The 24,016-nt window shown below is 51.0% G+C and carries 15 protein-coding genes; 13 read left to right on the top strand and 2 right to left on the bottom strand.

Going from position 1 to position 24,016, the window contains the following annotated elements:
* Positions 1 to 19: 19 nt before the first annotated feature.
* From KI362_RS09410 to KI362_RS09380, 7 genes are all read left to right on the top strand, one after another.
* Positions 20 to 1,831 (top strand): sensor histidine kinase, encoded by a 1,812-nt coding sequence (locus KI362_RS09410; protein ID WP_301626711.1) that lies wholly within the window; start codon positions 20 to 22, stop codon positions 1,829 to 1,831.
* A 5-nt stretch (positions 1,832 to 1,836) separates the two neighbouring features.
* The gene (locus tag KI362_RS09405; protein ID WP_301626709.1) at positions 1,837 to 3,375 is read left to right on the top strand and encodes a response regulator; all 1,539 of its coding nucleotides are present in this window, start codon (positions 1,837 to 1,839) and stop codon (positions 3,373 to 3,375) included.
* A 122-nt stretch (positions 3,376 to 3,497) separates the two neighbouring features.
* Complete coding sequence (locus KI362_RS09400; RefSeq protein ID WP_301626708.1) at positions 3,498 to 5,192, top strand: sugar ABC transporter substrate-binding protein; 1,695 nt, start codon at positions 3,498 to 3,500, stop codon at positions 5,190 to 5,192.
* An 82-nt stretch (positions 5,193 to 5,274) separates the two neighbouring features.
* Complete coding sequence (locus KI362_RS09395; RefSeq protein WP_044481122.1) at positions 5,275 to 6,234, top strand: ABC transporter permease; 960 nt, start codon at positions 5,275 to 5,277, stop codon at positions 6,232 to 6,234.
* Between the two features lie 2 nt (positions 6,235 to 6,236).
* Entirely contained in the window at positions 6,237 to 7,196 is a 960-nt protein-coding gene (locus KI362_RS09390; protein ID WP_081671800.1) for a carbohydrate ABC transporter permease, read from the top strand.
* Positions 7,197 to 7,199: 3 nt separating this feature from the next.
* Positions 7,200 to 8,756, top strand: a complete 1,557-nt coding sequence (locus KI362_RS09385) for a glycoside hydrolase family 43 protein (protein WP_301626704.1) — start codon at positions 7,200 to 7,202, stop codon at positions 8,754 to 8,756.
* 13 nt (positions 8,757 to 8,769) lie between these two features.
* Positions 8,770 to 10,872 (top strand): alpha-glucuronidase family glycosyl hydrolase, encoded by a 2,103-nt coding sequence (locus KI362_RS09380; RefSeq protein WP_374705647.1) that lies wholly within the window; start codon positions 8,770 to 8,772, stop codon positions 10,870 to 10,872.
* A gap of 601 nt (positions 10,873 to 11,473) precedes the next feature.
* Here KI362_RS09380 and KI362_RS09375 read toward each other — a convergent pair.
* Both KI362_RS09375 and KI362_RS09370 read right to left on the bottom strand, forming a co-directional pair.
* On the bottom strand, positions 11,474 to 12,982 hold the full coding sequence (locus KI362_RS09375; RefSeq protein ID WP_301626700.1) for an extracellular solute-binding protein: 1,509 nt from the start codon (positions 12,980 to 12,982) through the stop codon (positions 11,474 to 11,476).
* Positions 12,983 to 13,145: 163 nt separating this feature from the next.
* Entirely contained in the window at positions 13,146 to 15,407 is a 2,262-nt protein-coding gene (locus tag KI362_RS09370) for an AraC family transcriptional regulator (protein ID WP_301626697.1), read from the bottom strand.
* A gap of 370 nt (positions 15,408 to 15,777) precedes the next feature.
* Between KI362_RS09370 and KI362_RS09365 the strand changes: the two genes are divergently transcribed.
* The 6 genes from KI362_RS09365 to KI362_RS09340 all read left to right on the top strand — a co-directional run bounded on the left by KI362_RS09365 (position 15,778) and on the right by KI362_RS09340 (position 23,963).
* On the top strand, positions 15,778 to 16,707 hold the full coding sequence (locus tag KI362_RS09365) for an ABC transporter permease (RefSeq protein WP_301626695.1): 930 nt from the start codon (positions 15,778 to 15,780) through the stop codon (positions 16,705 to 16,707).
* 27 nt (positions 16,708 to 16,734) lie between these two features.
* Positions 16,735 to 17,610 (top strand): carbohydrate ABC transporter permease, encoded by an 876-nt coding sequence (locus KI362_RS09360; RefSeq protein WP_301626693.1) that lies wholly within the window; start codon positions 16,735 to 16,737, stop codon positions 17,608 to 17,610.
* Between the two features lie 64 nt (positions 17,611 to 17,674).
* Positions 17,675 to 19,039 carry an alpha-L-fucosidase gene (locus KI362_RS09355; RefSeq protein WP_301626691.1) on the top strand — a complete coding sequence of 455 codons (1,365 nt, stop codon included), beginning with the start codon at positions 17,675 to 17,677 and terminating at the stop codon, positions 19,037 to 19,039.
* 36 nt (positions 19,040 to 19,075) lie between these two features.
* Entirely contained in the window at positions 19,076 to 19,549 is a 474-nt protein-coding gene (locus KI362_RS09350; RefSeq protein WP_301626689.1) for a RidA family protein, read from the top strand.
* A complete protein-coding gene (locus tag KI362_RS09345) occupies positions 19,546 to 20,751 on the top strand; it encodes a M20 family metallopeptidase (RefSeq protein WP_301626687.1) in 1,206 nt (401 codons plus the stop codon). The genes KI362_RS09350 and KI362_RS09345 overlap by 4 nt, the downstream gene beginning before the upstream one ends.
* A gap of 80 nt (positions 20,752 to 20,831) precedes the next feature.
* The gene (locus KI362_RS09340; protein WP_301626828.1) at positions 20,832 to 23,963 is read left to right on the top strand and encodes a beta-galactosidase; all 3,132 of its coding nucleotides are present in this window, start codon (positions 20,832 to 20,834) and stop codon (positions 23,961 to 23,963) included.
* Positions 23,964 to 24,016 lie beyond the last annotated feature (53 nt).

The following is a 24,016-nucleotide window of genomic DNA, read 5'->3' as shown; positions in this document are numbered from 1 at the left end:
GCAGGATGGTGCATAAATCATGAGAAAGCGCATTAGATTTCGGACACTCATTAACGATATTCCGCTGAATTATAAATTTATACTGATCTACGTAATCGGCGTATTGCTGCCTATTGTGGTGATTAATATCGTATTTCTGGGCGAGATGACCGGAATTATCAAGGAGCGGGAGGAACAAAACCTTGAAATCTCGCTCGAACGGGCCAGAAAGGATATTCACGATTTTATCGACGGCGGGGTGGCGATCAGCCATGCGCTCAACACGGACAAGATGCTCTATGAAACGCTGGACAGAACTTACGAAAGTCCGATCGAATTTTACGAAATATTTGACGACCAGCTGCGTCATCGGGTCACCGGTTATATACCGGTCAACAATCATATTCAGAGAATCAGCATTTTTACGGATAATGATACCATCGTATCCGGCGGGAGCTATCAGCTGCTTGATGACAAAGTGAAGAATAGCGACTGGTACCGGCTGCGGCAGCAATCGACGCTCCCCGTGCTGGTAGCGGCCTACCGGGCGACCGTGGCCAATAGCGCCACTGTGACAGGACCTTATCTCAGCGTGATTGAGAGCATGGATTACTTCGACACTTACAATACATATGACAAGCTGCTTCGGATCGATATCGACCTGAGCAAAATTTACGATGTCATCGTACGGGAGCAGGATTATTTAAACCTGTACCTGGTCAATGAGCGTAATGAAATTATTATGTCCGCGGACAGCGGCTACCAGCGGGGGGTTACCGATGCCTACCCGGTCTTTGAGCTTTCCGAGAAAGTGAAGAACAAGGACGTTCGTGTCATCTCTATCGGAACGGCCAGCTACGTAAAGGGCTGGAAGCTGATTGGCGTGACGCAGGGGAACCGGTTATCCAGCGCCATGCTCGATATGCAGCTTTATGTGGGATTCATCGCAGCCGTTATTACACTGTTTTCGCTTATATTCATTTATATCATGCTCAGATCCTACAATTACCGGGTGAAACGGCTGTCCCGTCATATGCAAAAGGTGACCAACGAGAAATTCGACCTGATTCGGATCGAAGAAGGAAACGATGAAATCGGCGGTTTGATCCAGAACTTCAATATCATGACGGCCCGGATCAACTCCTTAATCAACAATGTATACAAGCTTGAGATTCAGAAGAAGGATTTGGAGATGGAGCGGGTAAGGGCGGAATTGAACTTTTTACAGAGCCAGATGAATCCGCATTTTCTGTTCAACACCTTGAATGCCATTTTAGTCGTCTGTACCAAAAATAATTATTCCGACGTGACCGATATTATCAAAAGCTTGTCCAAGCTGCTTCGGAGACTGCTTGGCTGGAAAGAGGACATCGTGCCTCTGGAGGAGGAAATTTTATTTATCGAAATGTATCTCAAAATTGAGAAATTCAGATTCCGGGACAAGTTCGAATACGAGCTGGATATTGCCCCGGAGGCGCTCCATTATAAAATTCCGAAGATGAGCATCCAGCCGCTGGTGGAAAATGCATGCAAACATGGCATCCAGGCGGTAGAGGGGGAGGGTGTCGTCAAGATCGCAGCCTCCGTATCGGACGACCGCCTCTGCGTATCCGTGAAGGACAACGGCAAAGGCATCGAGCCGGAAAAGCACCGGGAGATGCTCATATCCATGCGCAGTGAGAGTACATCCGGCAACAGTATCGGTATCCGCAATGTATACCGTAGACTCGAACTGTATTATAACGATCTCGTCCGGTTCAATATCGACAGCAAACCTAATCAAGGAACGACAGTGTCCTTCGAGATTCCGATCAGGCTGCTGGACCATCAGGATTATCCGCAAGGAGAGTGACGGATGTGAGATTTAAAGTGCTTTTGATCGATGACGAGCCTGGCGCTTTGGAAGGCATGCAGCTGTGGATCGACTGGGAGAAGCTTGGCTTTGAAGTGTGCGGTACCTGCACCAACGGCGCTGAGGGGCTAAAAGCGATGGCTGAGCTTTCGCCGGATCTGGTCGTTACCGATGTGAATATGCCGCTGATGAGCGGCCTTGAGATGATTGAAGAATGGCGGAAGAGCGGAAACAAGAACATCAGCTTCGCGATCATTAGCGGATACAGTGAGTTTGAGTATGCAAGGAAAGCGATGCGTTACGGAATCACTCATTATTTGCTAAAACCGGTCGAGCCGGAAGAAGCCGCTGGCGAGCTACGAAAGATTTACAGTGAACTGCTGCATGAGGAGGAAGAAAGACAATGGAGCGAGATGGCCCTCGTGGAGGAACAGGTCTTCTTGATCAGACAGCTACTTGAGGATAGCCCCGGTTCGGAAAGGGAATATCCGGATAATCTGATTACGCTGTCCGCTGGCCGGGAGGCATGGAACATCTGTCTGATTCAAACTGAGCCGACCATGTATGCTGAGCTTAGGGGAGCCGCGGCGGCTTTGATTTCACAGGAGCAGGCGATGTTTCTGATTGACCTGGCAATGAACCGCTTAGGCATCGTGTTCGGATATTCACCGGATCAAGGGCAGGCGGACGGTGTATGCCAGGTGCTTGCCAAGCTTGCCGCGCGGTACACCGGACAACGGGCAGCTGCGGCCATCGGCGCCCCGGAGGAGTCGCTCTTGCACCTTGCAAACTGCTATAAGACCGCAGAAGAAGCGTTGAAGTTCAAATTTTATGACCCCGAATACACCGGGGTTATTTCTTATGCTTCAATTGAAGACAGGCATTTTCAATACCACTACGACCCGACCCGGTTGGTGGATAACGCGATGGAGGCGTTAACTCTTCTGAATGCAGCCGGTTATCGCGAGACGGTCACAGCGGAGGCGGAGCTGTTTCGTGAACTCCTGCTCGCACCGGAAATAGTCAAGAAGGCGATTTATCATCTAATGTACAAAATGAAAGAACACATGGAGGATTCCCTAGGCAAGAAAGCGTCAGATGCACTGGCCAAATGGGACTTTTCCGCGTTGGCTGATTCGGCCCTGGGCCTGAATGAGCTTCTGGCCCTGCTGCTGAGCCTCGGTGAAGAATGCATCGATTTGCTCAGCGAGGAGCAGGAACTTAAATCGCAGGGGATTGTACAGGAGATCAACGAGTACATACGGGAGCATTATCGGGAAAGGCTGACAATCAAAAAGCTGGCCAAACATTTTTATCTGCATCCGGTTTACTTGGGACAATTGCTCATGAAGAAAAACGGAGTCGGATTCAATGAATGGGTGCATAACCTCCGGATCGAGGAGGCCTCCCGGCTGCTCCTGGAAAACAAGCTTAGAAACAGCGAAATTGCGGAGCAAGTAGGCTATGTGAACTACAGCCAATTCCTGAAGCAATTCGAAAAACGGATGGGGATGTCTCCGGGTGAATATAAAGGCAGGAACTAAAGTTTTTAAGGGTAATGCTTTAATTGTGTTATAGTTCGCTTTTGGCAGCGCTTTTACAATTAAGATGAGTCATTGAAAGGGCTTACAGCCTGAATGGCTAAAACATTATGGAGGTGCTTTAAATGGGGGGCAAGAAACGATCGGTATTCCGGTTGAGCCTGATGCTGCTGCTCTCGCTCGGTCTGGTTTTGTCAGCCTGCGGCGGCAACAATAAGGAAGCCGCCAAAAGCGGAAATAACGAACAGGTATCCGGAGAAAATTCCGAAAACGGGGTGGAGCCGTTTGAAATATCGGTATTTATCGGTGAAGCCGGCCAACAACCGACACCTGACAACAAGATCTACAAGTTGATCAAGGAAAAGACGGGAGCTTCCTTCAAATTTGAGTTCCTTGCAGGCGATATTGATCAAAAGCTCGGCGTTATGATCGCAGGCGGCGATTATCCGGACATGATGACGGACAATCAGAAATTAAAGGCCGCAGGCGCCTTTATTCCGCTCGAAGACTTGATTGAGGAGCATGCTCCGAACCTGAAGAAGCATTATGAGAAGTACTGGAACATGATGAAGGATCCTAACGACAACCATATCTATACCCTTCCTAATTATGGCGTTTATAATGCTGACCCTGATTCGACCTGGTATTCCGGACCTGCCTTCTGGATCCAGAAGGACGTTTTGGCGGAAGCCGGATATCCTCGAGTGAAAACGCTGGATCAATACTTTGACTTGATTAAGGAATACAAGGAAAAGCATCCGGATATTGACGGAACCCCGACGATCGGCTTTGAAATTCTGAACTATGACTGGAGAAACTGGGGGCTGTTCAATGCACCGCAGCATTTGATCGGTCATCCGAATGACGGCGGCGTAGTGGTTAAAGACGGTGTAGCTGAAATTTTCGCGGATAAAGACTATGCGAAGCGCTACTACCAGAAGCTGAACGAGATGAATGCGGCAGGCGTCGTCGATAAGGAAACATTTACCCAAAACTATGACCAGTATATGGCCAAAATTTCCAGCGGCGCGGTTCTAGGGATGTTTGACCAGCACTGGAACTTCCAGAGTGCAGAGGACGCGCTGACGACTCAGAAGAGATTCGAAAGACAATATGTTGGTCTTCCGCTTGTTTATGATGAGAGCATAAGAGACCATTATAAGGATCGCCCGGCGCTTAACCTGGACAACGGGTTCGGAATTACAGTCAACGCATCCGAAGAACAAGCTATAAGAATCCTTAAACTGTTGGATACGTTGATTCAGGAGGATTGGCAAAAAATCTTTACCTGGGGTATTGAAGGCGAAGATTACATTGTCAATGAAGAAGGCCGTTTCATGAAAACGCAAGAACAACGCGATGCCTTTACCGACGGAACCTGGAAGCTGGCTAACAAAGCCGATGCCTTCTATGGCAGAGCTCCAAAAATGCAAGGCAAATTCTCGGACGGGAATTCCACGGATGCCGCCGCGCAGCCGGAAGAATATCAAGCTGGTTTAGAAGAATACGACAAGAACTTCCTCGCGCAATATGGCTTTAACAGCTATGTCGATTTCTTCAGTGAAGCGCCTGAGAACGAAGTGGCTTACCCTGCATGGTCTGTCGACCTGGTAGATAGCTCCGAAGCGAAAATCGTCAACACGAAGCAAAACGAATTGTCTACGAAGTACTTGCCGAAGGCTATTCTCGCAAAGCCGGATGAATTCGAAAGCGTGTGGAATGAATACGTTAGCGAAATTCACAAACTCAACATCAAGGCTTACGAGGACCGGATCAATGAAGTGCTGCAATGGAGAAGAGATACCTGGACAGTGAAATAAGGCTTTGACTTAAACGGAGAATGGAGGGCGTTCATCTGCCTTCCATTCTTTCGAAAATAACAGGTTTTGGGGAGAAAAAACTATGGATCAGACCTTGAAAGAAGATCGAGCCGTCCGGAAGCCAAGGAAAGTAAAGAAGATTACCTGGTCCCTGATCAAAGATCAGAGTCAGTTGATATACATGTCCGTACCATTACTGGCGTATATCATATTGTTCGCCTATGTACCTATTTGGGGCTGGACCATGGCTTTTCAGGACTACAAGCCCGCTAGAGATTTTAGCGAGCAGAAATGGGTAGGGTTTAAGCACTTCGAGTTCCTTTTTAAAGACGACAGCTTCCTGCAGGTGCTGCGAAATACGCTGGCCATGAGTGTCATCAATCTGATTCTCGGCTTTACAACAGCCATTATACTGGCATTATTACTGAACGAAATTAAAAAAGTATTTTGGAAAAGAACCGTACAGACGATTTCCTATCTTCCGCATTTTCTGTCCTGGATTATTGTAACCGGGATTGTGGCGACAAGCTTGGCGTCGGACGGGATCATCAATGATCTCCTGATGAAGCTGCATCTGATCAATGAGCCGATCCAGTGGCTCAGCGAAGGCAAGTACTTCTGGGGAATCGTCGGAGCGTCGCATGTTTGGAAGGAAGTCGGCTGGAATACGATTATATATTTGGCAGCGATGGCGTCGATCGACCCCGCGCTTTATGAAGCCGCAGATATTGACGGAGCAAGCCGCTACCGGAAAATGTTCCATGTCACTTTGCCGGGCATTAAATCTACAATTGTGATTCTGTTGATTATGCAGGTCGGCCACATTCTGGAGGCAGGCTTTGAAATCCAATATTTGCTTGGCAACGGCCTTATTGTTGACTGGTCGCAGACGATCGACATCTTCGTACTGAAATACGGGCTCGCTCAAGGAAACTATTCATTAGCTACTGCTGCCGGTATATTTAAAACGGTCGTTAGCGTAACGTTGCTGCTGATTGCAAACGGAGTCGCCAAACGGCTAGGGGAAGAGAGGCTGTTATAGTTATGGCAAACCAAACCGTCAGCCCTGGGCCAGCATCCGCTGCCGCAGTGACTAGACCTGTCGGAAAGAGAAGTGTGGAGCCGATCCTGTTTAATACCTTCAACGCCCTATTCATGCTTTGTCTAGTTATAGTCACGTTATATCCGTTTCTGAATACGATCGTTGTGTCCTTCAATGCGGGGAACGATACGATCCGCGGCGGTATTTACCTCTGGCCGAGAGAATTTACTTGGCAGAACTACAAAGCGGTATTCGCCTCGGGATATATTTATGATGCATTCTGGGTCTCGGTGGCAAGAACTGTACTTTCAACCTTGCTGAACCTGGGACTCACCACGATGCTGGCTTATACACTGAGCCGCCGGGAATATGTGTTCCGCAAACCGATTACTCTGGTCTTTATTCTGACGATGTACTTTAATGCCGGTTTGATCCCGGGATACTTTCTGATGAAGGAACTGCACCTGATTAATACGTTTTGGGTATATGTCATTCCATCGATGATCAGCGCGTTTAATATGATTGTTATTCGCACTTATATTGGAACGATTCCGGAAAGCCTTGTTGAATCGGCAAAGATCGACGGGGCGGGGGATTTTAAAATCTTTGTGCGAATTATCTTCCCGCTTTGTAAGCCGGTATTGGCTACAATTGCCTTGTTCGTTGCCGTAGGTGCCTGGAACACATGGTTCGATGCATTCATCTACACCTCCTCGAGACAAGAACTGAGTACGATGCAATATGAGCTGATGAAGCTGATATCGTCCAGTATGAATGCCAACAACAACCCTGCGGTTGCTGCAGGGGCGGGAATAACGCAGGAGGCTGCTCAGTCCATGGTAACGCCGATCTCGATCCGGGCTGCGGTGACGGTCGTTGCGTCCGTGCCGATCCTGCTGGTATACCCATTCATGCAGAAATACTTCGTCGTCGGTCTTAACGTTGGCAGCGTAAAGGAGTAAAGCATGGAGAAAAATTCGATAAACTATTCAAACCCGGTTCTGCCGGGATTTTACCCCGATCCGAGCATCGCTCGGGCCGGGGATGACTTTTATATGATCTGCAGTTCGTTTGAGTATTTCCCCGCCGTGCCGATCTTTCATAGCCGGGATCTGGCGCATTGGAAGCAAATCGGCCATGTCCTGGACCGGGACAGCCAATTGGATCTTCGCAGCCGCCGCAGCTCGGACGGCATCTATGCGCCTACCCTGAGATACCATGAAGGCACATTCTATATGATTACGACCGATGTGCGCGGGATCGGCAATTTTTACGTAACGTCCTCGAATCCTGCCGGCCCCTGGTCAGATCCGATCATGGTGCCGTACGGCGGGATTGACCCGTCCCTGTTCTTCGACGATGACGGCAAGGTTTACGTGACCGCCCAGCAGGGTGCGGATTACGACTCCCATGCGATCCAGTACGAGATCGACATTGCTACGGGGAAAGCGCTATCGGAGCCGGTAGTTATATGGAGGGGGGACGGAGGTCCTTGGACGGAAGGTCCCCACTTGTACAAAATAAAAGGCATGTACTACATGATGACGGCCTCGGGCGGTACCGCGAAGGACCATCGGGAAATCATTGGCAGGAGCACGAATCCCTACGGGCCGTTCGAGCTGTATCCGTATCCGATTCTGACACATCGGGGGATAGAGCATCCGATTCAGTATTTGGGCCACGCGGATCTGGTCGTAGATTCAAACGGGGACTGGTGGGCTGCATTTCTAGGTGTCCGGCTCGTCGATTCCGGATACAGCGTACTTGGCAGGGAGACGTTTCTCGCTCCCGTAACCTGGAATGATGAGGGATGGCCGATGATCGACAACAATGAAGGCACCGTAAATCTGGAAATGAGCGTGCCTCGGCTGCCGGGGGAACAGGAGGAGACGATGTCCGCTCGAACGGCTGTTTTTGAAGGCAAGGATGATTTCGAAGGACCGGAGCTTCCGCAGGGCTGGACCTTTCTCCGCAACCCGGCGAAGGACAGCTGGTCTTTGAAGGAGCGGGGCGGCTGGCTGACCTTGCATGGACAGTCCGCCGGGCTGAACGATGTCGGCCAGGTTGCTTTTGCCGGGAGACGGCAGCAGCACATGCAGTCGGAATGGAGCACGCTGCTTGAATACGGCAACATCGGCGACGGCGAAGAGGCCGGGCTTTGCGCCAGAAGAGATGAAGACGCCCATTATGAAATCTTCTTGAGGCAAGTGGACGGCAAGAAGCTCGTTGGCGTCAGACTGACGGAGAGAGGTGTATCAAGAATAGTCGCAGAGGATCCGGTTGAGGCAGACCGGGTGTTCTTTAAAATCCGGGCGAGTGTTACCGATTATTCGCTGCTGTACTCTCTGGACGGGCAGGAGTGGGTTCTGCTCGGCGAGGGATCCGCACGGGCGCTGTCACCTGAAGACTTCGTGAACAAGATGTGCTTTACCGGCGTGGTGATCGGGTTATATGCCAGCGGGAACGGCAAGCCTGCTTCCGGAGCGGCTCGGTTTGACTGGTTCGAGGCCCGAAATGGCTAAAGGGGGCGGAGATATGAATTCATCGGAGCAAATTATTACCGGGCGAACGGAAAGCACATTGTATAAAGCATGGCTGCAGTACAGTGAACCCGATTCATCTGAGCTTCGCAATCTGTACAAGGGGATGCTGGAACGGGTCGTGGTTGAAGGGGGAGTATCGAGGATTCCTCCGGCCGCCGTTCGGGAGCTTTCGGCAGGCGCGGATACGATGCTGGGCGTAACTCCTGAGTTTATGGACCAAATCCCTACGAACGGCGAAGGGCCTTATCTATGGATTTGTCTTCATTCAGAAGAGAATGGTTACGGCGCTGACCGGCGGAAATGGGAAACCAGGCGGGATGCCTATTCACTCAAATACGTGTTATCTGCGAAAGAAGAACGGCTTGAGCTCATTGCGGCCTCGAAAGCAGGAGTCATCTACGGTATTTTCCACCTGCTTAGAGGAATCTCCCTCGGCTTCAAGCCGGCACAATGGGCGATAGAGGAGCATCCGGTCAATCAACTGCGAATGATCAATCAATGGGACAATGCGGACGGCACGATTGAGCGGGGATATTCGGGAAGATCTATTTTTTATAAGGACGGGGAGATTTCCAAAGATTTGGATCGCGTTCGCGATTATGCGCGGCTCCTTGCCTCGGTGGGGATCAATGCGATCTCGATCAACAATGTGAACGTTCATGAGGTGGAAACCGGGTTTATTACCGAGGAAGGTCTCCCTGAAGTGACCCGGGTGGCGGAAGTATTCCGGGATTATGGAATCGCGTTGTTCCTCAGTATCAATTTCGCCGCCCCGATTGCGGTGGGAGGACTTGATACCGCGGATCCGCTTGATGCGGGTGTCCGGGAATGGTGGAAAGAGACGAGCGAGCGGATTTACCGGCACATCCCCGACTTCGGCGGCTTTGTTGTGAAGGCGGATTCGGAGCACCGGCCCGGTCCGTTCGCCTATGGACGGGATCATGCCGACGGGGCCAATATGCTGGCGGATTCGCTTGAACCGTATGGCGGGCTCGTAGTCTGGCGCTGCTTCGTTTACAATTGCATGCAGGACTGGCGGGACAGATCCACGGACCGGGCACGGGCTGCTTATGACCATTTCAAGCCACTGGACGGCAAATTCAAGGATAATGTGCTGCTGCAGATCAAGAACGGGCCGATGGATTTTCAGGTGCGGGAACCGGTATCGCCGCTGTTCGGAGCGATGAGAGCTACTAACCAGGTTATTGAGTTCCAAATTGCGCAGGAATACACCGGGCAGCAAAGGCATTTATGCTATCTGGTTCCACAATGGAAGCAGGTGCTGGATTTCGATACGCATGCGGCCGAGGAAGGCAAGGGCCAAGTGAATCGGATCGTATCCGGCTCGCTGTTCGGCATGAAATACAGCGGTGCGGCCGCAGTGTCCAATATTGGGGAGGATGAATGCTGGACCGGCCACCCGTTGGCACAAGCGAATTTGTACGGCTACGGGCGTCTGATCTGGAATCCGGGCCTTTCAGCCGAGGGCATTGCGCAGGAGTGGGCGAAGCTTACGTTTGGAAGCGATCGGGAGGTCATCGACAAAGTGACGGACATGCTGATGGCTTCCTGGCCGATTTACGAGAGCTATACAGCACCATTAGGGGTGGGCTGGATGGTTGTCCCGCATTATCATTACGGTCCCGACGTGGACGGCTATGAGTATTCCCGCTGGGGAACCTACCATTTCGCAGACCGTGAAGGCATCGGCGTAGACCGGACGATGGCGACGGGCACCGGGTACGCCGGACAATATTTCAGCCCGAACCGTGAGATGTATGAGTCGTTGGAAGATTGCCCGGACGAGCTGCTTCTTTTCTTCCATCATGTTCCCTACGGACATGTGCTGCATTCCGGCAAAACCGTAATTCAGCATATTTACGACACGCATTTCAGCGGGGCGGAATCGGCGGATGGTTTGCGGGAAAGCTGGGCCTCACTCCAAGGCCGCGTGGACGCCGTCCGTCATAAGGCCGCCGCAGACCGGTTCGCGGAGCAGGCCGAGCATGCCAAGCACTGGCGTGATGTTATCAACACATACTTCTACCGGAAGTCCGGGGTGCCGGATGAGCACGGAAGAACAATCTATTTTTAGCCAGTTAAGCACGCGAAGCGTGCGAAACAGAAAACTCGCTATGCGGGTGGAGGAACAAAGGTTGAACCAACAAGATCATTGCTCCGGTTTATATGGAACCTAAGGTGGCGGTTTAAGTGTAAAAGGTACACCTAATTTCTGAACTTGGGCTCTGCATTTAAACATAGCTGTATAGAGTGCAATTCGATTCGCAAAAAACTCAATTACTCCGAAAAAAACAGGCATTTAGCTGTAGGTGGTACACTTAAGCCTGTGAAATTTAGAAATGGCGAGACTTTAATTGCACTTTCTACAATTCATCGACAAGGTGATCCAGCAATCAGCCACAATAGGCTCAAATGAGCTGAAGTAGCCAAACAGGCGCAAATCACATGAAGCTCCATTCAGCGAGAAAAGGAACAAGAGGGAAACCGGTTTAACTAGGAAGTGAAAGTGACAATAACGAATGAGCCTGAACGGTTTTGAGTTCAGGCTAGCGTCTTTAGGCGCAGTTTGGCAACAGGGTGTTATACCCCAAGAGCAAACCACCCGCTATGCGGGTGGTTCTGATTTTGTCTCGAGACAATAATCTACCTCTGAACAGCCCCTCTGTCATGCCCGGCTATTGCTTACTGCGCCATTCCTGGAATTGCTTGTTATACTCTTCTACCACATAATCCATCCCCGCTGCCTTCATATTTTGCAGAGCGGTAGGGAAGAAGGTTTCATAATCGACCACGCCATACATCAGCGGATAGATACTGGTTTTTAATTCGGCTATGCTGTTGGCATAAGCGCTTGCCACATTTGAGGGATCAAAATTGAAGCCGATGGTGACACTGTTGATCGCATCCTCTGCAATGGTAGTACGGCGCTGCAAACGGCCATCTTCAATATTGCTCGGATATCGATTGAACTCTACATGCCCAAGCAGCCAGTTGGCCAGCTCATATACAGGTGCGCCATTGTCTGTTGTGGCCAGGATGTCTTTCTTATGATCTCCGGTGTTTTTCCAATGCACGCCCTCGATGCCGCTTTGAACCAGGTCAAAGTTTGCTTGATCGCTGAACACCCAGTTCAAGAACTGAATACCTGCTTCCGGGTGAGGGGATGTAGCCGATACACCATTGGAATTACGAAGTGCGTTCGCTCTGAATTTGAGGCTGTCGTTCATATAGAAGGCGTCGTTGCGCGCTCCGGGGAACGTTTCTCGTACGGCATCGTTAATGCCTACATCGCCCGGACGGAACAGATAACGTCCTGCCAGCTCTTCCTGATTGATCACTTCGGCCGGAGCCGTCAATACATCTTTCATGATCAGTCCGCGCTTGTAGGCCTCATTCATAAACTGAATGTCCTTCTTGAATTCTTCGGTTTCCAGCCAAGGCTTGACGTTGCCTTCCTGATCGACATAAATCAGCGTATCGATTACGGTGAACGGATAAGTGTCATATGTTGTATGCAGGTGGTTAGCCGGCTCCGTCAGCACCTTGATGTATACATCTTTGTTATCCTGCGGCCAATTCTTCTGGAACACTTCAGCTACATTTAACAGCTCATCTGTTGTAGTTGGCGGCTGCAGGCCATATTCCTCCAGCATATCCACCCGGAACGTAATCATGCCTTCATTCATGGCCACGTCAATCCAGAAGTTGGGAACGGTTACAATTTTGCCGTCGGTCTTCACAGACTCCCAAGCCCAGTCGGGCAGCTTCTCCTTCAGCACTGGACCGTACTCATCCAGCAAGTCATTAATCGGAATGATGCCTCCATTTCCGGCCAGAACGTTAGGTCCTTTGGTATCGTGCATGATGGCAATCAATTCGAACTCCTCACCTGTGGACATCATCAGGTTTGTTTTCTGGTCCCAGGCATCCCAAGCGATATAGGTCGGCTGGTAAACCAGGTTGAGCCCGTCCGCTTCCAGCTTCGCATTAATTGCATCTACGACCTCACTCAAGCCCTGAGGCTCATTGCCGGGAAGTAAATAACGAACCGGAAGTTTCTGGGCGGTTGTTCCGCTCTCCTCTCCCTCGCTGTTTCCTTGCGCGTTCTTATTCCCTCCCGAGCAACCTGCGAGAATCAACATGAGAATCAGAATTGGTGCAAGCCATCGTTTCCAGTGCTTCATTGTGTAGCATCCCCTTCCGTGTATGTGGTTTGAGTGTTGCTAGTGCCTAATATAAAGGAGGGGAAAGCGACGCGTATACTTCAATAATAAGGAGTTCTTCTTTTTATAAACGGGAAAGCGATTTCAATTTGGGGATTGCCCAATTTTGAAATCCAATATTTAGTTATTGAACCGCACCGGTGCCCACGTTTTCTTGTTGACGAAATTGAGCCGGAGACATTTTGTAATGCTTCTTGAACAAGGTGTAAAAGTAAGTCGTGTTATATACTCCAACCTGCTCGCTGACAAGCTGTACCGGCATATCGCTAGATACCAGCAGCTCCCTCGCTTTGGTCAGCCTGACCTCATTCAAATAATCGTTAAAGGAAATCTGACAATGGGCTTTGAACAATTTGCCGACATAGCTTCGGGATAAGCTGACTTCACTGGCAACCATCTCTAAGGAGAGGTCAGGACGCATATAATGCTTTTCCACAAACATTCTGATATCCGTCACGATTTTCTTGTAGCGCGTGTTGCTGGCCTCTTCCATTTCGTCGCACAGGCGATGGGCTAATTCCTTCAGGGAATCACCGATTTCCTCCAGCGTCTCATAGACATCGATGTGGTGAATGAACTGAGAGAAGGAGGCCGATACGGTATGATCACGCAGTGTTCTTGCATGAAATTGCCGATACAAGCTTCCAACCAGCTGATTCATGTAAAATAACGCCTCATGATACTCGCAATCCCTGATGCCAAGAAGCCACTGTTCAATCTCACGATTCAGACGGAAACGCTGCTGCGATTTAATCGCCTCAATGATGCTGGTTTCAAATTTATGCGGATATTCCTTGCTCTCCGTGGATACATCCTCGTCCAGTCCATAAAAGTAGATTTGACCTGCCCCATGCAGGAAGCGCTGCTGCACACAGGTGCAGGCTTTCTCGAAGGAGGCGCACAGCTCGTCATATTCGTGAGCCGAAGAACCGATCCCGATGGTGACGGACACCCCCAGTTGCTCGTAAATCCGGCTTTGCAATTCCATAAATGCACTGCCCGGCTGCGTCGGATTAGGTCCATCTGAAGCCTTGATTACGCCTGCGATCATACCTTCCTCAGCGATAGCCATCCGGGCTTCATTGTGTCCCAGGATCTCTTCGGCCATTTTATAGATCGCGGCATAGACGAAGGATCTGGCTTCGGCATCCCGGTTATTGCGGAAGGCGCTGAGCTTGTCCACTAGAATGACCATCACCGAATACCGCTTTGCCGGAAACTGCTGCTTGAACCGTTCATATTGAAGCGGGTTTCCTCCCTTGAGCATCTGCACCAGCTCCGCCTGTTGTCCCCTGCTGGCTGCTGACTCCATGGCAGATAAACGTTCCTTTAATTGCGAATAGCTGTCATCCAGCAACGCAAATTCGTTAAGCCGCATCGTGCCGAGTTTCGTCTTGCCGGCGGGCAGCATCTTATCGAGCAAATGGCGAAGCGGATTGTAAGCATGATTTGTGAGCCACAGAGAGACGCCAAGGCTAAGAGCAAATATGAGGATGGCCAGACCTAATGCGGACCATTTGAGCAAATTCATATTAAACAATAAATTTTTATAATCGCTGACGCTGACGAACATCCAGTCCAAATCGGGCGATTTCACAAAAGTAACAAGCTGATGCTTGCCGTCCGTAAAATAACCGCTTTCCTGCTCCGTTTTCAGAATGTGCTGAATGTTGGCGTCTTCGGACATATCCGTCAGGAAGCGCTCTGACTCGGAATGCGTCAATACCTGGCCTTTCGCATTGACCACGAACAGTTCATCGGCGGCTCCATTCTTGTATCCGCCAATCAGGGATTGAATATACTCCGAATCAATATTGATCAGGATCGCCCCTTGCTCCGGTATCAGTGAATAATAGCTGGGAAGAAGAACGAACGTCAATACCTGCCGGTCTGTTGAGGAGCCGGGCACGGTCACTTTTCTAGGGAATAAGTTGAAATACGAGCTGTTTTTTTGCACGATTTGCCGTAGCAGCGGCCGTTCCTGATCATAAGAAATGCCCGTTGTATTCATATATGAATCCGTCAAGCCGTTATACAGTCCGATGGATTGTATATAAGGATAGGTCGATTGCATCCGCCGCAGGGCGAACATCGCATTGTAGCGTTTTAATTGATCATTATTGCTATCGAATAGAGCCGAGATCACTTGCTGGTCAGCCAGCAGCGAGTTTCCGATATTATACACTTCATCTTTGATCACGCTCGATACCGCGCTGTTCTGCTTGAGCATGGATTCGGATATATTACCGACCTCCCGGGCGGTGCTCCAGGAAAACAGGGCAAATAATACTACGGTCACCAGGGCGATAATTCCTGCCGTCAACAGCACGAAGCTTAGAAACATGTTGCGGTATACAGAATAGCGTATCAGTCTTTGTCTAATCAACTGCCATCTCCCCCTTAATTCCGCTTTAAACATAACGCCGGCCAGAAGTAAGCGCTTTAATTATTGTTATCTCTTATTTTAAGTCCTTATTGAAATAGTTCAATAGCTAGTCTAATCATCCAAAATTACCCAATTAACGAGGCTTTGGCAGAAAAAAGCCTGATAAATCAAGGGTTTTCGCCAATATCCAACTCCTTCTTCAATTCAGGGCATTGCTCAAACTTGAAGCCGGCGCCCAATTTTGAAGTTGAATCTACCCCGTTCAAACCCGATATCATCCACTATTCAAAGTTTACCGGCGGTTAAGCCCCTTTTACACTTGAGTCAGATCAGCAACTACAACCGAGGGAAAGGACGTGAATCATTTATTATGCACACTAAAAGAAATAGAGGCTTTCTTCATGAAATAAGGCAAAATGGCTCCGCTTACTTGCTTGTCATACCTGCTGCCATCTACACCCTTATTTTTGGCTACTTTACTCTGCCGTATATGTTAATCGCTTTCCAGAAGTTCAACTTCAAGACTGGGCTGTTTAACTCCAAGTGGATCGGGCTTGAGAACTTCGAGTTTTTCTTCCGGTCGCCCAGAGCCTGGGAGGTAACCTTCAACACGCTTAAGCTCAACTTTTTATTTATTGTGGTCGGTACGGTTGTTGCGATGGCGCTCGCCATTCTCTTTAATGAATTGCGCAGCAAGCTGTTTTCCCGAGTTACACAATCTACAATTTTGTTTCCGCATTTTCTGTCATGGGTTATCGTCAGCTACGTTATCTACAGCCTCTTTTCAACGGATTATGGCGTCATTAACAAGATAATTGGCTGGGTAGGTCTTGATCCTATCAACTGGTATTCGACTCCAAAATATTGGACTACGATTTTAGTAAGCGCTGCCGTCTGGAAGGATGTCGGCATGAATCTGGTAATTTATTTGGCGGCAATTGTCGGCATTGATGACACGTATTATGAGGCGGGCCGTATCGACGGGGCCAGTCGTTGGCAACTGATCTGGCGAATTACAATACCGCTAATGATGCCGACCATCATCATTCTCTCTTTGCTTGCGCTTGGCAAGATCATGTATGGCAGCTTCGATATGATCTACGCGATTATTAAGGACAACGGAGTGCTCTATCCGGCGGTCGATGTCATTGACACTTATGTGTTCCGTTCCCTGCGCACCATCGGCAACCCTGCTCAAGCCATGGCTGTCGGTCTCTATCAATCCGTAGTCGGCTTTATCCTCGTATGGGGCAGCAACAAAATAGTACGCAAAATCAACCCGGACCATGCTTTATTCTAATCGACGAAAGGAGAGGGGCGTACCGATATGAAAAAACCTAAATTGTTCGATCTCGTCAACTATACCTTTATTGCCTTATTCTCCATCCTTTGCATCCTGCCGATGCTGCTGGTGCTGATGGTATCCTTTACGGACGAAGCCAGCATCAAGCAATTCGGTTATCAGTTAATTCCTGACAAGCTGTCCTTCGACGCCTATAAGCTGCTGCTGTTCGGCAACACACCGCTCTACCGCAGCTATATGATCTCTATTTTCATTACTATAGTGGGCACAACCGCAGCAGTCCTGATGACGGGCATGGCGGGGTATACCCTTTCTGCCAAGCACGCCAAATATCGTAACCATCTGGCTATATTTTTCTTCATTACTATGGTCTTCAATACCGGTCTGGTGCCCTGGTATCTGATCAATCTGCAATTAGGACTGAAAAATACGATTTTCGCTCTCATCATACCCTCTTTGATTTTTAACCCGTTCAACCTTTTTCTAGTAAGAAACTACATGTCTCAAATCCCGGTGTCTCTTACCGAGGCAGCCAAAATAGATGGAGCAACCGATTTTTACATTGCGTTTCGTATATTCTTTCCGCTGTGCATGCCTGTATTGGCGACAATTACGCTATTCTATGGCATAGGCTACTGGAACAATTGGTTTAACGCCATCATGCTTGTAGACAATCAGCAATTGTATCCGCTTCAATATCTGCTGTTCAAGTTGAATTCCGAGATTAATATGATTCAGCAGATGCAGAGCAGCGGCGTACTGTCCGGCACCGGCACGATGCCGCAGGAATCGGTCAAAATGGCCACGGCTATTCTGACCATCGGCCCGGTCGTGCTGTTCTATCCTTTCTTGCAGCGCTACTTCATCAAAGGCCTTTTGATCGGTTCTGTTAAAGGATAATGATCCGGCAGATGTGTCTTCTCCAGACAATCAAATATGCAAAGGAAGAAAGGATTGAGACAGAGTGAGAGAAGGTTTTGTTGTACCTGATAAGTGGAAATGGTTCACAGAAAGTCGCTACGGTTTGTTCATTCATTGGGGTCCTTATGCGCAATGGGGACGGGGCGAGCAGGTGCTGTTTCGTGAGCATTTGAATCACGAGGAATACGCGGAGCAGGCTTGTGCCTGGAACCCTCGGCACTTTGATCCTGAGTTGTGGGCATATACCGCTAAGAAAGCGGGATTTAAATACGCCTGCCTCACCACTCGCCATCATGACGGGTTCTGTCTGTGGGATAGCGCCTTTACGGATTATAGCAGCGCCAAGCAAGCTGCAGGCCGCGACTTTGTGAAGGAATATACCGAGGCTTTCCGCAAGGCGGGATTACGCATCGGCTTGTATTATTCCTGGATCGATTGGCGTCTGCCTGCTTACTTCGACGGTCCGCAGAAGGACCCCGAGGGCTGGGAGATAGTCAGGACGTATTTACACAACCAGGTCAAGGAGCTACTCACCAACTATGGGCAAATCGATCATTTCTTTTTTGATGGGGTCTGGCCGCGCAATGCGGATGACCTGCAAAGCGTAGAGCTGTTGGAGGAAATGCGTAAGCTTCAGCCCAATATTCTGATTAACAATCGACTCGGTTATTCCAATAAAATCGACGGCTATCGAGCGGATGGAGGCATTGGTGCAGGCGATTCGGATACGCTTGGAGACTTCGGTACGCCTGAACATGCTATCGCTTCGGAAGCGACCCGGCTGTGGGAGTCCTGCCAAGTGACAACTTGGCGTTTGTGGAGTCACGTCATCGGCGAACGCTGGCGCAATACGGATGTTCTGCTTGATATGCTGTGTGAATGCGCAGAAAAAGGAGGAAAACACGGAGGCAATCTGCTGCTGAATGTGGGCCCGACCGCCGATGGACAGTTCCCTCCGGAATTTGTTGAGCGTGCGCTTGAAATCGGCCGCTGGCTGGACGTTCATGGTGAGGCCATTTATGGCACAGATGGCGGTTCGCTGACGGAATTTATTACCCGTGGGCGCCAGACGATGAAGGACAACAAGCTGTACCTGATTATCCGCTTCTGGGATGGACGTCCTGAGCTTAGACTGGCGGATCTGACAAGCCGTGTGCTTGACGTGGAATTGCTGACAACAGGGCAGTCGTTGCCGTTCGAGCAGGATGGCGACACCCTTATTATTAACGGATTGCCACGGGAAGCGCCAACGCGCTTGTTCCCGGTCATTCGTATCACCTGTGACGGCAAGCCAGCCACGAATGAATGGGGAGAGGTTCGGCTGTGGGAAGGGGATCCGGAGCGCGTAGCAGCCTGGGCCCGGGAGCGCCGCGGCGCATCCGTATATGTCGATGGACGTGAGCGGTGACATCAACCAAGCCTTTATTTTGAGGAGGAAGCAGTTATGAGCATGGTAGAAGAGCGACTGGCGGCGGCAGGGATCGTATTGGGCGAGGTTCCGCCCGCCGTAGCTAATTATGTGCCAGCCAAGCAGACAGGGAGTCTCGTCTATACCTCCGGCAATGACTGCCGTGTAAACGGCGTCTTGATGTATACGGGTAAGGTAGGCGCTCAACTCACGGTACAGCAGGGTTATGAAGCGGCCCGTCAAGTGGCGATCAACCTGCTGACGGTGCTGAAGGCCGAGTTGGGAGATTTGGACCGCGTCAAGCAGGTAGTCAAAATGCTGGCGTTCGTCAACTCCGCTCCCGGTTTTGTGGAGCAACCGTTCGTGATTAACGGAGCTTCAGACTTGCTGGTGGAAGCGTTTGGCGATGCTGCTGGCAAGCATGCGCGTTCAGCATTATCAGCGAATGAGCTGCCCTTTGATACACCGGTTGAGATTGAATTAATTGTAGAAGTAGATGGGGAGAGATGAGCAGCCCGGGTAGAGGTTACGACGGGCGGATCGTACCTGATATTAACGGTAGTCGTGTAGCGGAAATTTTGCAGCAGTTAGTTCGTATTCCGAGTGTGAATCCGGCGTTTCCCGGCGGGACTGGAGAAGCTGAACTGGGGCGTTACGTAGAGGAATTCCTGTATCGCCTGAATTTACCTGCTGAACGTCAGGTAGTGGCCGGAGGGCGCTTCAATGTGCTGGGCACACTGCCCGGGCGCAGTCAGCGCAAGCTGCTGCTGGAGGCCCATATGGATACGGTTCAGACCATCGGGATGACCGTCCCGCCCTTTGATGGCAGGATAGAAGGCGGCAGATTGTACGGACGGGGAGCCTGCGATACCAAGGCTTCCCTGGCCGCCATGCTTGCCGCAATCGAAGCTCTGGCGCTGGCCGGCATCCGTCCGGAAGTCACGGCTGAACTGGCCGCGGTTGTGGATGAGGAGACGACCTATATCGGGGTGTCCGCTCTCGCCGAGCGGATTAAGCCGAACGCTGCTGATTATATGGGTGCCGTGGTGGGCGAGCCGACGGGTCTCGCTGTCATTTCGGCGCATAAAGGGTGCTGCCGCTTTTACGTGGATGTCTACGGCGTGGCCTGTCATAGCTCTAATCCGGCGCAAGGGGTTAACGCGATCAATCAGATGAACAAGGTGCTGACATTTCTGAGTGAGCTGCATGAGTCGCGTTATCCGCAGCGCGCCCATCCCTTGACGGGGCCGCCGACGGTCTGTGTAACCGGCATCCAGGGTGGCATCGCGCCTAATACGGTGCCTGCGGATTGCCGGATCACGGTCGATCGGCGTACAGTTCCCGGGGAAGAGCCGCTTGTGGTCTACGAGGAAATGAAGCACCAACTGGAAGAGCTGGCAAGCGCCGAAGGCTTGGAGTTAACCGTCAGTGAGCCGTTTGTGATCGATTATGCGATGGAGACGGATCGGAATGAGCCGATCGTGCGCTATTTATTGGCGGCGACGCAGACGTATGAGCCGCAAGCGAGCGTCCAGGGCGCAGCCTATTGCAGCGATGCCAGCAAGCTGGTCAGAGTAGCTGTGCCGTCCGTGGTGTTCGGCCCCGGCCATATTTCGGAAGCGCATACGCAGGACGAATGGATCGAGCTGTCTCAAGTAGAACAGGCGGCTTGCGCCCTTCGTGATTTGATACTCAGCGTGAAAGCGATATAAGTTGAGCTGAAGAATAGGCATAACAAGCAAGCGAGAAAAATGATTAAAGTTATAAACCGGAAGGCGGGTCCACATTGAACATGTTGCTATTTTACGATCAATCCTTTCCTTTTGACGGCAGGAGGCCGGACACCTCATTTCTGACTGCTGTGTCCGCATGGGCCGAGGTGGTTGATGCCGATGGGCTGGTGTCCAGGCTGCAGGCGAAGAAGTGGGACACCCTTGTCTGGCTGCATGGTCCATATTTCCCCAAGGAGTCCTGGACGGCGGTACGCGCTCATCTCCAGTCCGGTGGCGGTCTGCTGCATACGGGCGGGGCTCCATTTCGCCGGCCAGCGGTACAGACGGACACAGGGGAGTGGCGAATAGAACGGGAGCAGGTAGGCTACCATCAAGTGCTGGATATTCATGATGCCTTGCCTGTTGATGTCTCGCTCGTTCGAACCCAAAAAGCCGGAGCGGAGTTCCCCGTTCTAAGCGGTAAAGAAAGCTGGTTTGGTATCGAGCCTACCTGGGGACTCACTTTGCATCCGAGCAAAACAAGCGATATTCCCGCTGAGATGGGATCATGCGGACCGATGGACTCGGTGATTACGCCGTTGCTGATTGGTGCGGACGCCGTAGGGCGCGAGCGTGCCGCATCCGTTGTGCTTTTGGAGCAGAACAAAGGTATTTATGCCGGCGGACGCTGGGTGTTCGTGAATCAGGAGATTCCTAAGATTGTTGGCTGCGCTGAAGGAGCGGACTTGCTGCAGGAACTGGCGTCATTTGCGGGTTACGGAGTAACGGAAATCTGGCTCAAGCCTAACTACGCTTGCTATGAGCCGGGCGAGCAACCTCTGCTTACCTTGCAATTGCAAGCCCTGTCCCGCACGGAGGCCGGAGCGGAGAACCGTTGGCGCTTTGAAGTGGAGGTTCGCAAGGACGGGGTAGATGAGCCTGTTTGGACAGCCAGCCTGGAATTTGAAGCAGGGAGAGCGGTTCCTGATTTGCAGCCCGTTCGCCTTCCAGTGAAGCTGGCCGCTGAGCCGGGATTGTACCGGGTCAGAGCTTCTGCCTTGTCTGCCAAGGGAGAGCGCCGGGTGCTGACCCAAGCCTTTTGGGGCATGGACTGGGAGCTGCTGCAAAGTGGAGAGCCGCTAAAGGCGGGCCGGGATTACTTCGAACGCGGCGGCAAGCCCGTACCGATTGTAGGTATGACCTATATGACCTCTGACGTCTCGCGGAAGTTTCTTCAATTGCCCAATGTGGAGCGATGGGAACGGGACATGGCTGAAATGAGCCGGGCAGGAATCAACCTGATCCGGACAGGCATCTGGACGGGATACCGTCAGATTATGTTTGCCGACGGTCACGCCGTTGAAGACGCGCTGCGCTCGATCGATGCCTTTATTTTAACGGCCAAACGGTTCGGGCTGGAAGTGACGTTTACCTTTTTCTCTTTCGCCCCCGAAAGCTGGGAAGGCGTTAATCCGTATCTGGACCCTCGTTCGGTTGAAGCACAGAAGCGTTTTATCGCAGCCATTGTGTCACGTCAACAGGGGACGACCAATGTGCACTGGGATCTGATCAACGAGCCGAGTCTGTTCGATCCGGCCCGTATCTTCGAAGGTCCGGTTACCGCACGTGACACGTATGAGCAGCAAGCCTGGTCAGAGTGGCTGAGTCAGCGTTATGACGGTGATCTTGCAGCCTTGCAAGAGCGCTGGAATATGACGCCTGAGCAATTGCCCGACTTTGCCTCTGCTCAAGCGCCGGACCCGGATGACAAGGTATTCCGCAGTGTGTTGCAGCCCAAAAAATGGGCCCGTTGGCTGGACTTCACACTATTTACAATGGATATGCACAACCGTTGGGCTTCCGAGCTGATCGGTACGTTACGGCGCATTAATCCAGAGCATCTGGCAACCGTCGGACAGGATGAGGGCATATGCTCACAGCGGCCTTCTCCGTCGTTCTACGCCCGGGAAGTTGACTATACGACGGTTCACTCTTGGTGGCAGAACGATCATCTGGCCTGGGATGGACTGTTCACTAAAACTCCGGGCAAGCCCAACCTTGTTCAGGAAACCGGCATTATGCATATACAGCATCCGGATGGACGCGCTAAACGGACGGAAGCCGAGCTGCGCAACATTCTTGAGCGTAAATATGCTTATGCCTTCTCAACCGGCGGAGCCGGTGCTGTTCAATGGATTTGGAATATCAATTACTACATGAATAATGCTAACGAATCCAACATAGGGGCTTTGCGCGCCGATGGAACGCAGAAGCCGGAAGCAGATGTTTCTTATGATTTTGGAAGCTTTATCGGCCAGATCGGACATTTGTTCAATGAGCGGGAATTGGAGGAAATCGCTGTCGTCTATCCGTACTCTAATGACTTCTCCAATCAGCCGCTGGCCTATGGAGCAACGACCAAGGCAATCCGCACGCTTGCACATGTGATGAATGTGCATCCGCGGGGCATTGGGGAATATCATTTGCACGAATTGCGCGAGCACCCGGCTAGGCTGATCATCGTGCCAAGCGCGCATAACTTTGACGATAGGGCTTTTGCTGAAATCGTTGCGCTGGCGGAGCAAGGCGCTACCGTGCTGTGGAACGGACCGATTCGTCTTGATGCGCACTGGGGAGCGACCCCGGATCGCTTGCGAGAGGAGCTGGGTGAGCTGCACCAAGGCAATGTATTGCGGGAAGAGACGCTTGAACTGGATGGAAGACAGTACCAGGTAGCCTTTGGAGAGCGCAAGATTAATACGCTGGTCGTGGAGCGTCCAGCCAAGTATGATAGTAAGCCGGGAAGTGCACTGTCGCCAGTCGTAGTAAGCCTGGGCGCCGGCAAGCTGATCTGGAATCCGCTGCCGCTGGAGCTGAACGAGCGGGATGAGCCAATCATTGCCGCTTACCGGCACGCTTTGGCCGAGAGTGGTGTGGCAAGTGAACTGGAATGGCTCAAGGGGGGAGAACTGGCGGGGATTTATGGACGCAAGCTAACCTTTGAGCAAGCCGATCTTTATATTTTTGTCTCGGAGTTCGGAGCGGATGCCGAGATCGCGGTTCGAAATCCTCAGACACAGGCAGCTTACCGGTTTACCGTAGAGCGCGAACGGACCATCATGTTCGCCGCAGACAAACAAGGGAAACTACTGGCTGTGTACCGGCCGGATCAGGTTCATATCGAGCGAGTTTATCTAGATAAGCTGAATTAAGGAAAAGGCATAACAAGCAAGCGAGAAAAATGATTCTGAAGAAGCGGAGCGTT

This window comes from Paenibacillus apis (genome assembly GCF_018333295.1).
Classification (GTDB): Bacteria; Bacillota; Bacilli; order Paenibacillales; family Paenibacillaceae; genus Fontibacillus; species Fontibacillus antibioticophila.
Note: the sequence above shows the minus strand (reverse complement) of the source record. Positions and strands in the feature narration are given on the sequence as shown.

Bases quoted from the DNA above. Each gene is read 5' to 3' on its own strand.
- KI362_RS09400 (WP_301626708.1), top strand. From the start codon at position 3,498: ATGGGGGGCAAGAAACGATCGGTATTCCGGTTGAGCCTGATGCTGCTG.
- KI362_RS09395 (WP_044481122.1), top strand. From the start codon at position 5,275: ATGGATCAGACCTTGAAAGAAGATCGAGCCGTCCGGAAGCCAAGGAAA.
- KI362_RS09410 (WP_301626711.1), top strand. From the start codon at position 20: ATGAGAAAGCGCATTAGATTTCGGACACTCATTAACGATATTCCGCTG.
- KI362_RS09380 (WP_374705647.1), top strand. From the start codon at position 8,770: ATGAATTCATCGGAGCAAATTATTACCGGGCGAACGGAAAGCACATTG.
- KI362_RS09365 (WP_301626695.1), top strand. From the start codon at position 15,778: ATGCACACTAAAAGAAATAGAGGCTTTCTTCATGAAATAAGGCAAAAT.
- KI362_RS09340 (WP_301626828.1), top strand. From the start codon at position 20,832: ATGTTGCTATTTTACGATCAATCCTTTCCTTTTGACGGCAGGAGGCCG.
- KI362_RS09345 (WP_301626687.1), top strand. From the start codon at position 19,546: ATGAGCAGCCCGGGTAGAGGTTACGACGGGCGGATCGTACCTGATATT.
- KI362_RS09360 (WP_301626693.1), top strand. From the start codon at position 16,735: ATGAAAAAACCTAAATTGTTCGATCTCGTCAACTATACCTTTATTGCC.
- KI362_RS09350 (WP_301626689.1), top strand. From the start codon at position 19,076: ATGAGCATGGTAGAAGAGCGACTGGCGGCGGCAGGGATCGTATTGGGC.
- KI362_RS09385 (WP_301626704.1), top strand. From the start codon at position 7,200: ATGGAGAAAAATTCGATAAACTATTCAAACCCGGTTCTGCCGGGATTT.
- KI362_RS09375 (WP_301626700.1), bottom strand. From the start codon at position 12,982: ATGAAGCACTGGAAACGATGGCTTGCACCAATTCTGATTCTCATGTTG.
- KI362_RS09390 (WP_081671800.1), top strand. From the start codon at position 6,237: ATGGCAAACCAAACCGTCAGCCCTGGGCCAGCATCCGCTGCCGCAGTG.